The sequence below is a fragment of the Acetivibrio clariflavus DSM 19732 genome (assembly GCF_000237085.1).
GTDB classification, from domain to species: Bacteria; Bacillota; Clostridia; order Acetivibrionales; family Acetivibrionaceae; genus Acetivibrio; species Acetivibrio clariflavus.
Window position 1 is genome coordinate 719717 of record NC_016627.1, and the last position, 14259, is coordinate 733975.

The following is a 14259-nucleotide window of genomic DNA, read 5'->3' on the forward strand; positions in this document are numbered from 1 at the left end:
TATGAGGGGAAATAGTATGAGCGAGAAAAAAAGGGTAATGGTTATTTTCGGTGGACAGTCAACAGAGCATGAAGTATCAAGACTTTCAGCTACATCAATAATAAATAATATTGATAAGAACAAATTTGATGTAGTTATGGTGGGAATTACTAAAGAAGGAAGATGGCTTCCCTATAATGGGCCTGTGGAAAAGATTGCTTCCGGCGAATGGGAAGAAATAGCCATAAACGGGCTTATCGAAAGTATGCCTAAGAGTGAAAATATAATAAATGCAATAGTAAGTAGAAGAGCTTCATCGGAAGCGTTGACAAATAGTGATGAAAGAAGAACTGTTGATGTAGTTTTTCCGGTTCTTCACGGATGCAAGGGCGAAGACGGTACAATTCAGGGACTTTTTGAAATGGCAGGAGTACCCTATGTTGGCTGTGGAGTGCTGGGTTCAGCCCTTGGAATGGATAAGATATTTGCCAAGATTATGTTCGAAAAGGCAGGAATACCTCAGGCGGATTATTTGTATTTTACAAGAAAAGAAATAAAAGAAGATGTTAACAGTGCTGCAAATGCCATTGAGCAAAAGTTTAAATACCCGGTATTTATTAAGCCGTCAAATGCGGGTTCGTCAGTAGGCGTATCAAAAGCTCATAACAGGAAAGAATTAATAGAAGCACTGAATTTGGCAGCTAAATATGACAGGAAAATATTGGTTGAAGAATTTATCAACGGCAGAGAAGTGGAATGTGCGGTTTTAGGTAATGACAATCCTATTGCATCTACCGTTGGAGAAATTATCCCAAGTAATGAGTTTTATGACTATAATGCCAAGTATATTGACGGAAAGTCCAAAACCGTTATACCTGCTAATCTGCCTGCAGAGACTATATCAAAAATCAGGCAGTATGCTGTAAAAGCCTTTAAGATATTGGATTGCTCCGGACTTTCAAGGGTGGATTTTTTTGTTCACAAAGAAAGCGGAGAAGTTTACATCAATGAAATAAATACAATGCCGGGATTTACAGATATAAGTATGTATCCAATGCTGTGGGAGGCTTCAGGAATTTCTTACAGTGAACTTATTGAAAGGTTGATTGATTTGGCAATTGAAAGGTATAATGATAATATTGCTGTTTTATAGTTATATTTGTTGACAATCGGACCGACATTTGCATTTACTGTAGTAGAGTTTATAAAGAGGACAAATTGTTATTTTGGGGACGGTAACTATGGATAACAGACCTATTGGGGTTTTTGATTCGGGAATAGGAGGACTTACAGTCCTTAAAGAAATAAACAGATTATTACCTCAGGAAAGTGTTGTATACTTTGGTGACAGCGGAAGAGCACCCTATGGAACTAAATCTAAGGAAACTGTTATCAAATACACTTTTCAGGACATTAGATTTTTACAGAATCAAGATGTTAAAATGATTGTTATTGCATGCAATACTGCAAGCGCATGCAGTTTGGACAGGGTAAAACACAGCTTTGATATTCCTATTGTGGAGGTTGTCGGACCGGGGGCTGCGGCTGCTGCAAGAGCAACGGTTAACAAAAGAGTTGGTGTAATCGGTACCCCGGCAACAATAGCCAGCGGTGTTTATGAAAAGGCTATTATGAAGATTAACAACGAAATAGAGATATTTTCAAAACCTTGTCCCATGTTTGTCCCGCTGGTGGAGGAGGGCTGGTGGGAAAATGACATCGCCTTTAGGATTGCAGAGGAGTATTTAAATCCTTTTAAGGAGTTAGGTATTGATACTTTGGTTTTGGGATGTACCCATTATCCTCTATTGCAGAACACAATACAAAAGGTTATGGGGGATAATGTAAAATTAGTAAATTCGGCTTTGGAAGTAGCAAAAGTAGTAAAGGAGGAGATAGAATCAAATAATTGCCAGAGAGATGGAAATATAAAACCAGTATACAGATATTATACCAGTGATAGTGTTGAGAAGTTTGAATCATTAGGGAATTCCATTTTGAACAGTATGATACATTCTGCTGAGAAAGTCGACATTGAAAGGTATTAGTGCTATATACGGAGCATTCGGCTATTGAGTCTCGGTTTAAACTATGTTGCTTTATAGGACTTATAAAATTACAAACTATGCGGCATAATCTTCATAGTGGGAATAATGTACAAATATAAGCAGAAAAGTATGAAAGTGCAGAGGATAATTTTGTCTATTAAAAAATGGAGGCGAAGTTATATGTATAAAAATGTTATAATTTCCGTAAGAGGGATTCAAACTTCCGCCAACAAAGAAACAAACACACTTGAACTTGTTACTGAGGGGAGATATTATAAGAAAGGAAATGCTTATTATGTAACTTATAAAGAAAGTGAAGTAACAGGAATGGAAGGAACTACAACTACTTTAAAAATTTCTGACGGAGTTGTTACTTTGATGAGATTTGGTGCAGTAAATGCGCAGTTTATTTTTGAAGAAGGTCAGAAACATATATCTTATTACGATACACAATACGGTACATTCACTGTCGGAGTAACTACCCGTATGGTTAAAGTAGATGTCAATGATGAAGGCGGAGAAATCAGGGTTGATTATCAACTTGAAATAGATAATAATAAACAAGGCGGAAATGATTTTCATATGTTTATTAGAGAGGCAGGGCAAGTTAATGACGAATGTGATAGAAATATTGAAGTGTCAAATTAGTGAAACGGTTAAAAAATCCTTGGCGAAAGCTATAGAAAAGGGAGAATTGCCGGAGTTTGAAGCAGGAGAAATAGTTATAGAGACTCCAAGGGAAAAAGAGCATGGCGATTTTTCAACCAATATTGCAATGCAATCTGCAAAGGCAGCAAAAAAAGCTCCAAGGCAGATAGCCGATATAATAATTCAGAATATGGATTTTGAAGGTACATATATCGAAAAGGTTGAAACTGCAGGCCCGGGATTTATAAATTTTTATTTAAATAATTTGTGGCTTTACGATACGTTAAAGACCATACAAACAATGAAAGATAAGTATGGTGAGATAAATATCGGCAAGGGCATGAAGGTTATGGTTGAGTTTGTAAGTGCCAACCCAACCGGACCTCTTCATATGGGAAATGCCAGGGGCGGTGCATTGGGTGATTGTATAGCCAGTGTTCTGTCCAAAGCCGGATATGATGTCACAAGAGAATACTATATTAATGACGCGGGAAATCAGATTGAAAAGTTCGGAATATCTCTGGAAGCCCGTTACATTCAACTTTTAAAGGGCGAAGATGCGGTGGAATTCCCTGAAGATGGATATCATGGCGAAGATATAATCGAACACATGAAGGATTATATTGCAATACATGGGGACAAGCTTTTAAATGTTGACAGTGAGCAAAGAAGAAAAGAGCTTGTGGAGTTTGCTCTTCCCCGGAATATTGAGCGTATCAGAACTGGGCTCGAAAGCTATGGTGTAAAGTTTGATGTATGGTTTTCCGAACAATCTCTTTATGACAACGGAGAACTTCAGGAAACTTTGGATTTGCTTAAGAATAACGGATACACTTATGAAAAGGATGGCGCTATTTGGTTCAAAGCCACCGAGTTTGGTTTAGAAAAGGACGAGGTAATTGTCAGAAATAACGGTATACCTACGTATTTTGCATCGGATATTGCATATCACAGGAACAAGTTTTTGAAACGCAAATTTGACTGGGTAATTAATTTACTTGGGGCAGACCATCATGGCCATGTGGCGAGAATGAAAGCAGCAGTTAAAGCAATAGGTGCCGATCCGGACAAGCTCGATGTTGTGCTGTTCCAATTGGTGCGCCTTTACAGAAACGGTGAAATTACCAGAATGTCAAAGCGTACAGGAAAGTCCATATCGTTGACAGACCTTTTGGAAGAAGTGGGTCGCGATGCAGCAAGATATTTCTTTAACACTAAGGCATCGGGAAGCCATTTGGATTTTGACTTGGACCTTGCAGCCAAGAAATCCGATGAAAACCCCGTATTTTACGTACAGTACGCTCATGCAAGGATTTGCAGCATATTAAGAAGGCTTGAAGAAGAGAATATTAAAATTCCAAATATAGATTCGGTAGATCTCGGCAAGCTTGTGGCAAAAGAGGAAATTGAGCTTATGAAAAAGCTGGCCGAATATCCGGAAGAAATAAGAATAGCGGCCGAAACTCTTGAACCTAGCCGTCTTACAAGGTATGTACATGATGTTGCAGGTTTGTTCCACAGTTTCTATTATGCTTGTAAGGTAAAAGATGCGGAAGAAGCTTTGAGGGATGCAAGAATTATTCTTGTGGACAGCACAAGGATTGTTATAAAGAATGTTTTGGATTTACTTAGCATAAGTGCACCAGAAAAGATGTAAGTAATTAAATGCTATTGAAATTCATTGATAAAATACCTCTGAAGCAGATAAGATAAATTGCAAAATCTGCTTAGGAGGTATTTTTATGCCTATAAAATATTTTTATTATTGTGGAAGTAGAATTTTCCAAGCAATATTAATTTTATAGTATAGAAAATATGATCGCAATATGGGAAAAAATAGACGGAAAATGCGTTTTTTGAAACTAAACGAATTAATAGGGCATGATGACTGTGAGTTTTGGTTTAAAGAATTGTTGCATCAGTATTCTATCAAGTTACAATATAAATTCTCAGTATATAATTGCTGTATTTTTTACAGACCTTCTGTGAAAAAGTCAATTTTCAGGACGAAATTTTTAAACGATGAAAATTAGGAATTTTATGCCATTTAATTTCGATTTTATTTCGAGTTTGTTTGAAAATTTGCAAAATAGAAGTTGCATAAACTGAGAGAATTTTATAAACTTGAATAAATAGGAATAAAATAAAAAATATAAAGAATGTCAAAGAGGCATTAGAAAAATACGAAAAAAATGAAATTTGCTGATTTAATAGTTTTACTATCAGTGTTGATATAATAATTTTATTTATTATAATATTGTTAGAGATAGTTAGATATTTAACATTGTTATGGAGGAAAATCAAGTTAATAACAAAGCAGGCAAAGGTGCTTTTTAATTGAAATAGCATTTATCGTAGTTGATAGCATGGTACAATAATAGGGATTGAACAGTGAATTTTTTTTAAATTTTCAAAGAATATTGAATACAATATATTGTGTTTAAAAAACAAAGGAGGAAGAACATGAAGATTAAATGGTTTGGTCATTCGTGCTTTCTCATTACATCGGACAATGGAGTAAAAATTGTAACCGATCCGTTTGACAACACTGTTGGCTACAAGATTCCTGAAATTGAGACCGATATAGTCAGTACAAGCCATGACCATTATGACCATAACAATGTGAGCATTTTTGGCGACAATCCTATGCTTGTAAAGGGAGCAGGCAAGATTAATATAAAAGGTATTGATATAACTGGTATTAAGACTTTTCACGACGAAGACGGCGGCAGAAAAAGAGGATTGAATACAGTATTTAAATTTAAAGTGGATGAATTAAATGTTTGCCATTTGGGTGATTTGGGACATGTACTTACCGATACTCAATTAAAAGAGCTCGGTAAAGTAGATATATTACTGACACCGGTAGGTGGTACATATACCATTGATCATGTTGGGGCATTTGAGATTGTGAGTAGTCTGAAGCCCCAAGTTACAATTCCCATGCACTATAAGACAGAGGACTTGACTTTTCCACTTCTGGGAGTTGAAGAGTTCTTGGGTTTGGTGGGGGATTTTAAGAAAATTGATGGATGTGAAATTGAGATTAACAAAGATAACATTGGAGATTTACCTAAGGTAGTAGTCCTAAATTATAAATAGAGTGGTTTTTAAGGTATAGAATTAAATATTTTTATATATTCATTTAGTAGTATTTTTTGTATTAATGTTTGTATATATTGATATTAAAATTATAAATATCAAAAATTGCTTGCAACAATGTGAAGTACAAATTTTATCATACAACCAATAAAGTAAAGGGGGAAAAGACTTTGAAAACAATGAAAGCTATGGATGGTAATATGGCGGCTGCTCATGTTGCCTATGCTTTTACTGATGTTGCAGCTATTTATCCAATTACACCATCTTCAAACATGGCTGAAAATGTTGATGTTTGGAGTGCAGGTGGAAGAAAAAACATTTTTGGACAACAGGTTAGGGTTGTAGAAATGCAGTCTGAAGCTGGTGCTGCTGGAACAGTTCACGGTTCATTGGCAGCGGGTGCTTTGACAACTACATTTACAGCATCCCAGGGGCTTTTACTTATGATTCCTAATATGTATAAAATTGCTGGTGAACTTCTTCCCGGTGTATTCCATGTAAGTGCTCGTACTGTTGCTACTCATGCTCTTTCCATTTTCGGTGAGCATTCGGATGTTATGGCATGCCGTCAGACTGGTTTTGCAATGCTGGCATCTGCGAATCCTCAGGAAGTTATGGACTTAGGTGGAATTGCCCATTTGGCAGCAATAAAGGGACGAGTTCCATTCCTTCACTTCTTTGACGGTTTCAGAACATCCCATGAAATTCAGAAAATTGAAGTAATTGAGTATGATGATTTTGCAAAGCTTGTTGATTACGAAGCAATTAAGGAATTCAGGCAGAGAGCATTAAATCCTGAACATCCTGTTACCAGAGGAACTGCACAAAACCCTGATATATACTTCCAGGCCAGGGAATCATCCAATAAATTCTATAATGCGATTCCTGCAATAGTAGAAAATTATATGGAAGAGATTTACAAACTTACTGGAAGAAAGTACAACCTATTTGACTACTATGGTGCTCCTGATGCAGAAAGAGTAATCGTAGCAATGGGTTCGGTATGTGATACTATAGAAGAAACCATAGATTACTTGACTGGAAAAGGTGAAAAGGTAGGAGTTATTAAGGTTCGTCTGTACAGACCTTTCTCCATTGAGCATTTCTTAAAAGCAATACCTCAGACAGTGAAGAAGATAGCTGTTTTAGACAGGACTAAAGAACCTGGTGCAGCAGGAGAACCTTTATATGAAGATGTTCGTACAGCTTTCTATGACAAAGATGTAAGACCGGTTATTATCGGCGGAAGATATGGTTTGGGTATGAAGGATACAACACCTGAGCAGATAATTGCCGTATTTGACAACCTTAAGAAGGATGAGCCTAAAAACCACTTTACAGTGGGAATAGTAGATGATGTTACATTTACTTCTTTAGAGGTTGGTGAACCGGTAGATATAGTTCCTAAGGGAACTGTAAGCTGTAAGTTCTGGGGATTGGGTTCCGACGGAACTGTTGGTGCAAACAAGAACTCCATTAAGATAATCGGTGACCATACAGATAAGTATGTTCAGGGATATTTCTCCTATGACTCCAAGAAATCCGGTGGAGTAACAATATCCCACTTGAGATTTGGAGATAAGCCAATTAGATCTTCTTATCTCATTAAAAAAGCGGATTTTGTTGCTTGCCACAATCCTTCTTATATTGGAAAATACGACATTGTAAGTGATTTGAAAGAAAACGGAACATTTCTTTTGAACTGCAGCTGGAAAGGCAAAGAATTGGATGAGAAACTTCCGGCAGAAGTAAAAGCTTATATAGCTAAAAACAATATTAACATGTATACTATAGATGCTTTTGATATAGCCGGAAAAATCGGTCTTGGCGGAAGAATTAACGTAATTATGCAGGCTGCATTCTTTAAATTGACTAATATCATTCCTATAAAAGATGCAGTGAAGTACATGAAGGATGCTGCATTAAAGAGCTATGGCAAAAAAGGCGATAAAGTTGTCAGCATGAACTATGAGGCTATAGATGCAGGTGTTGAGTCTCTGGTTAAGGTTGAAGTTCCGGAATACTGGAAGGATGCAAAACCTGAAGCTGAACAGAAGAAAGCCGATGTTCCTGACTTTATTAAAAATATAGTTGAGCCTATTAACAGATTAGAAGGCGACAAGCTTCCTGTAAGCGCATTTAAAGGTATTGAAGACGGAACCTTCGAGATGGGAACTTCTGCTTATGAAAAGAGAGCTATTGCCGTTAATGTTCCTGAATGGATTTCGGAAAACTGTATCCAATGTAATCAGTGTTCCTATGTATGTCCGCATGCGGCAATAAGACCGTTTGTGCTGGATGAAAATGAGCAGAAAAATGCTCCTGAAAAATTTGCTACACTTAAAGCCATAGGTAAAGAATTGGCTGGATATACTTTCAGAATTCAGGTAAGTCCTTTGGATTGTACCGGATGCGGTAACTGTGCTCAGGTTTGTCCTGCAAAGGTTAAAGCTTTGGAAATGAAGCCTTTGGAAACTCAGATGGATCAGGCAGAGTTGTGGGAATATGCCATGACTTTGACTCCTAAGACCGATTTGATGAGAGCTGATACAGTAAAAGGAAGTCAATTCCAGCAGCCATTGTTGGAGTTCTCCGGTGCTTGTGCAGGATGTGGTGAAACACCTTATGCTAAGCTCATCACACAATTGTTCGGCGACAGAATGATGATAGCTAATGCTACCGGTTGTTCTTCCATATGGGGTGCAAGTGCTCCGGCAACACCGTATACCGTAGACAGGAACGGACGCGGTCCGGCATGGGCAAATTCACTCTTTGAGGATAATGCTGAATTCGGATACGGAATGCATCTTGGAGTTAGCCAAATTCGTGAAAAGATTGCTCAGTTGGCAACCGAAGCATTAGAGCTTAATATATCCGATGAAATTAAAGGATTGCTTAAAGAATGGCTTGATAATAAAAATAATGGAAAGGCAACCAGAGATATAGCCGATAAACTGGTTCCAGCCCTTGAACAATATAAGCCTGAGGATGAAAAGGCGAAAGAAATATTAAATGGAATATATGAAAGAAAAGATTTCCTTGTAAAGAGATCTCAGTGGATATTCGGCGGTGACGGTTGGGCATATGACATCGGTTTTGGCGGACTTGACCATGTTTTAGCTTCCGGTGAGGATGTAAATGTTCTTGTATTTGATACCGAAGTGTACTCCAATACAGGAGGACAATCTTCAAAAGCTACACCTACAGGAGCTATTGCCCAATTCGCTGCTAGCGGTAAGAGGACAAGAAAGAAAGATTTGGGTCTTATTGCAATGTCCTATGGATATGTATATGTTGCACAGGTTGCAATGGGTGCAAACCAGAGCCAGTTAATCAAAGCACTTATTGAAGCTGAAGCTTATCCTGGACCATCCTTGATAATTGCCTATGCACCATGTATCAACCATGGTTTGAAAGCAGGTATGGGCTGTGCTCAGCTTGAAGCAAAGAAGGCTGTTGAATCTGGATACTGGCATCTGTACCGCTATAATCCTCTGTTGAAAGAAGAGGGCAAGAATCCGTTCATATTGGATTCAAAAGAGCCGACTGCTTCCTTTAAAGACTTCTTGCTTGGTGAAGTAAGATATGCTTCTTTAACAAAAGTGTTGCCTGAAAAGGCAGAAGAGTTGTTTACACAGGCTGAAAAAGAAGCAAAGGAAAAATATAAGATGTATGAAAGTATGGCAAAAGGCTAATCCATAGTGTTTAAACGTGAAATAGAAAAACATAAAAGAAGTGTCGCTTGAATTGAGAAGCTGCTGAAAATAATATTTCGGCAGCTTCTTTTTAATGTAATTATTTTGTAATACATATTCATTAAAAAATCTAAAGAAATTATCCGATATAGAATTACAAGATATATTATATCCTGGTGCTTATAAAAATTAATTAAATAGAGGTAATGCTGCTATGAACAAAAAGTATCTGTTCAAAAAATCTATAGCTTTATCTGTAACTCTGATTCTGTTTCTTTCTGTTTTGAGCCCGACTTATGGAAGAGAGACAGCGGAGAAAATATATACCGGTATTAATAATGCAAATGCAATTTTAAACAATATAGATTACAGGGATGTGAAACAGACTAATGTGTGGTCAAAGGAAGCCATATGTGAAGTCAGTGCTCTGGAGATAATGAAAGGGTATGGAAATCAAACCTTTGGCCGAACCAGTCCTGTTACAAAAGAGCAGGCGCTGACCTTAATATATAATGCAGCGGGAAGAGAAGCGGAAGCACAAGTTGCAGCAGAAACACTTAATGCAAAAAGAGCAGCGGATAACAGGAAAACATATGCCCCGGCCATGTGGTCTGACGGGTATTTGCAACTAGCGGCCAATGATGGGCTTATAAGTGCAAAAGATCTTGAAGATGCTTTGACAGCTGACCAAAGCACTCTTACTGAAGGAAGTTTTTATAGAAGCTCAGCAGCACAAAGACAGGATGTGGCTTTTTGGATAGCAACAGTTTTGGGATTGCCTCCTGTTTATAGTCAGCAAAAGATTTTTAACAGCTACAGTGATTGGTCTCAGGCTGACCCTTATAAAATACCTTATATTGAAGCAGTACTTCAAAACAATATTATGAGCGGTTTGGGTAACGGCAGATTCAATCCCAGAGGCAGCGTTACCAGAGAGCAGATGGCACAGATAATACAGAATGCTCTTTCAATTATCCTGCCTCTCAGAGGCTATGAAAGAAAGTTGGGAACTATTGAAAGTATTGAATCTTCCATCGATTTTACTGACGGACAAAGTATTACGAGAAATATATATAACGTTAGAAACAGCAATGGAAAGCGGCATCAGATTATTACAGAATTTATTGCAGGCAAATCGCAGCAAGACCTTAGAAATGAGCTGAATGGAAGTATAAAAGAAAGGGAAAATACTGATCTGATTGTATATAAAGATGGCTGGCTTGGCAAAAGCAGTATTTTAGAGTCGGGAGATCGCATAGAGTATACGGTGACATCAGAGGGAAAGGTTGCATTTGTCAAAGTTATATCTAACATATCCGAAACCAAATATTTGGTTGCAAAAGTGAACAGTATCAATAAAGCCAATCAAACATTAAATATTTCAAAGGTATTTGATTTAGATTACCCCAATGTAGACCTGGAGGATAAAAACTTTTCCTTCGACGGAGAAGGAAAGGATGTCAATGCTACCTTTGTTTACAGTTCCGATGTTGAAGTTTTTGTAGATAATATGAAGTCTGCCATAGATGATATTGAACCCGGTATGGATGTAATTCTTTCCATAACCGACAATATGATAACGGGAATAAAATCGGTGGTGCTTAAGTTAAGAGATCAGGGAGTGGCAAGCGGAATAGTGGAAGACAACAATCCGCATTTGGGTTACATAACGCTTTACAATGAAAAAAGGCTTAAAGATGAGTCGGAACCGAACATTAAGACCTATAATTACTCCAACCCGAAAAATATCACAATAATTAAGAATCATAAACCGGCAAGTATTGAAGATATCGAGGGAGGAGATTCGGTTTATATTAAGTTTGATGATGAAGGCAACATAGAATTGATAAGTGCCGTAGACAACTATGTTCAAAAGCACGGCAAAGTTCTTTCCAAAAAACTGACATCCCTTGCAATACAATATGATGACGGGACTCAGCAAATATTAGCTGTAAGCAATGATATACCAGTAATTCTGGACAAAAAAATGGTGGACTATGATTCCATAAAAGAAGGAGACAGGGTAAAGTTACTGCTTAATATAACCGACAGTTTTACAAAACTAAAGCAAATAACCATAGAAGGCGATGAGCATTTTATTGCGGGCATTTATAAGGGAGTTGTGGATAAGCTCGATGAAATATCGAACAATCTTGTTGTTAAGAACATGGAGGTTTTGAAAAACGGAAAATGGCAAAGGGTTGAGCAAAAGGGTTATTCAGCCATCGGATTGGCCGAAGGTAATGAAATATATTATAAAAACAATAACATAGATCTGGATTTTGTTAACAAGAGGCTGAGAGGCAATCAAGCATACATAGCAGTAGAGAAGGATTATGGAGGAGAGGAAAAGGCTATTTTGGTATCCTTTAAGGAAAAGGATGACACTGAACTTAATGAACTTAATGACAATATTCTGTTAAATACAATGGGCAGTGAAGGCGAGCTTGTATTGAAAAACGGAAAAAATTCTATTGCTTATAATAAAGGAACAATTATTGTTAAAGATAAAAGGCTTGTTACAGGCAGCAGCATTTCTCCAGAAGATACGGCTCATATTATAGCAAACAGAGAGTTCGATAACGGAAAGTACTACGCAAATGTGGTTGAAATAACTCCAGGAAATGACCAGAACTCTATTGTCATCTATAGAGGCAGAATAGCAAATATTAACGAAAATAAAGATTTTACAATAAGTGCCTTTTCACAGTTGAATGGGGTTAATTGGGATTTTTACAATACTCCAAAGACTTTCAGGATAACTTATGATACCCGTATAATTGATGACTCCGGAGTAGTAGGACAACGTAATTTTACCGATTATGGAGAGTCAAGTTTTAAAGACCGTACCGTTTATATTTTGGCTAAAGGTACAGATGCTTTGCTGGTTAATACAGTGCCTTACGGAAATGTATCGGTTAAAGGTGAAATATATGAGATAGTCGGTGAGGAAGAACCTTCTGAACTTACTGTTGTAAATGCAAAAATATACAATTCATCTACTTATATGTGGGAAAACAGCAAGGATATGAGGCTTAGAATTTTAAACAACAGCATAATACTGAAAAATAACAGCATAGCAGAAGCAAAAGATATTGAAAAAGGGGATAAGGTGAGAATAATCAAGAAAGACGACAGCCGAACAGGAGATGCATACATTATATTTGTGGAAAGTAACTAGGGATTATCCGGGAATTGGTTGTTACGTATTTTGGGGGGACGAATAATATGTCGAAGATGTTGAAATTTATGTCAATGGTGGTTATTATAGTATTAGGTGTTTTTAATATTGAAGCTTATGCAAGGTATGGCGACAATGGCTTTGAAGGAGGAATTTCATCCGGAGAAGTGGAAGGGAAGACAACCTATGATTATAAGGAAGTGGTATTTTTAACAGGAGAACCCATTGTATTCAGCGGTACATTGACGGTAAAGAAAACAGCCAAAAAGGACAGTACAACGGGAAAGCAGATTATAACATCAACTTATACATATAAACTATCAAATGACGAATTTTCAGGAACCCTTACCAAATCTGTTTCCTATAACACTGTAATTACTGAAAAGGACAATGGACAAAAAATAGAAGAGACAAAATTGAACGGTAAATATTCAGAAGTTATTAATATTAACGGTACTACGTTCAATTTGAGAAACTATGATTTTACCAAGACAAATATAACCGATTCGAAGCCTGCAGTTGACTATATGGCCGGAAATTTGTGGGGAAGAAAAACTTACAGTATTGGAGCGGATGATGGAACCGTTACTGTTGATATTATCGGTAATTTATACGGGTACAACCAATATTGGGGTTCTACTGAGACGCAAATACTGGAGTATATGATACAAAGCGAAACTGCTAAAGGCGACCTTGTTGACAAATGGGGCGGAACAGCAACAGTAAGGCTTTCAAGCAGTGTTACAAAGCAGTTAAAATATATTGAAAATGAACCTGCGACTATAAGTTTTGAGGGCGGATTTGTACAGACACAGTACAATAATAGTATTCTTCAGTATTCTTCAAGCCTTCCTGAATTTGATTCTGAAGGAGTATCAACCGATAAACTGGTGGAGAAATCCGGCAGTTTAAAAATTGAAAGCTTTCCTGTGCAAACCAGGCTACTGGTTCCGAGTGTTAATCACCTTAGAGGACATTGGGCTGAAAATGATATAAAAGCTCTTTACAGCTTGGAAGTATTTAAAGAGGATTCTCAAAAGTTTAATCCTCAGGATGTAATGACCCGGGCAGAATTTGCCGATGCTATTGTGCTTGCATTAAAAGAGGTTCCTCAAGATACTGCATTGAGCGGAACAAAGACAACCAGAACCACCAAAAGCAAAAAAGAGGAACTTTTATCTCCGTTTGTGGATGTGGCTGTGGACAGTAAATACTTTGAAAATATTAATAATGCGTACAAAAGAGGTATGATAAGCGGCCGGGGAAATGGCAGGTTTGCACCGGATGATTATTTAACTATGGCTGATGCAATAACAATAATTATAAGAGCTCTCGGGCTGGAAGCCTTAGCTCCTTCAGGCGGCGTAACAACCACATTTGTGGATGACGCTGATATCCCGTCCTATGCCAGAAATTATGTTTATGTGGCGCAAAGGATAGGCCTTGTCCAGGGGGATGAGAGGGGATATCTTAAGCCTTGTGAATATCTTACTAAGGCAAGAGCTGCAGTTATTATAAATAAAGTTATAAATTATATGAGGGACGATCTTAAAAAAGATTATAGAGAAAGAATTGTTAACTATTAAACGTATGACAGGAAAAGGGG

General features: G+C 37.3%; 8 protein-coding genes. All 8 read left to right on the forward strand.

Features of this window, described 5'->3' with window-relative positions; translation table 11 throughout:
* Positions 1-16: 16 nt before the first annotated feature.
* On the forward strand, positions 17-1132 hold the full coding sequence (locus CLOCL_RS03030) for a D-alanine--D-alanine ligase (RefSeq protein WP_014253962.1): 1116 nt from the start codon (positions 17-19) through the stop codon (positions 1130-1132).
* A gap of 88 nt (positions 1133-1220) precedes the next feature.
* Positions 1221-2027 (forward strand): glutamate racemase, encoded by an 807-nt coding sequence (gene murI, locus CLOCL_RS03035; RefSeq protein WP_014253963.1) that lies wholly within the window; start codon positions 1221-1223, stop codon positions 2025-2027.
* A gap of 180 nt (positions 2028-2207) precedes the next feature.
* The gene (locus tag CLOCL_RS03040) at positions 2208-2675 is read left to right on the forward strand and encodes a YwiB family protein (protein WP_014253964.1); all 468 of its coding nucleotides are present in this window, start codon (positions 2208-2210) and stop codon (positions 2673-2675) included.
* Positions 2638-4332 (forward strand): arginine--tRNA ligase, encoded by a 1695-nt coding sequence (argS, locus tag CLOCL_RS03045; RefSeq protein ID WP_014253965.1) that lies wholly within the window; start codon positions 2638-2640, stop codon positions 4330-4332. Before CLOCL_RS03040 ends, argS begins: the two co-directional genes overlap by 38 nt.
* Before the next feature lie 806 nt (positions 4333-5138).
* Positions 5139-5777: an MBL fold metallo-hydrolase gene (locus CLOCL_RS03050; RefSeq protein ID WP_014253966.1), complete on the forward strand. Its 639-nt coding sequence runs from the start codon at positions 5139-5141 to the stop codon at positions 5775-5777.
* A 179-nt stretch (positions 5778-5956) separates the two neighbouring features.
* Entirely contained in the window at positions 5957-9472 is a 3516-nt protein-coding gene (gene nifJ / locus CLOCL_RS03055; protein ID WP_041715405.1) for a pyruvate:ferredoxin (flavodoxin) oxidoreductase, read from the forward strand.
* A gap of 214 nt (positions 9473-9686) precedes the next feature.
* A complete protein-coding gene (locus CLOCL_RS03060) occupies positions 9687-12653 on the forward strand; it encodes an S-layer homology domain-containing protein (protein ID WP_014253968.1) in 2967 nt (988 codons plus the stop codon).
* Between the two features lie 47 nt (positions 12654-12700).
* Positions 12701-14239 carry an S-layer homology domain-containing protein gene (locus tag CLOCL_RS03065; RefSeq protein WP_014253969.1) on the forward strand — a complete coding sequence of 513 codons (1539 nt, stop codon included), beginning with the start codon at positions 12701-12703 and terminating at the stop codon, positions 14237-14239.
* Positions 14240-14259: the final 20 nt, after the last annotated feature.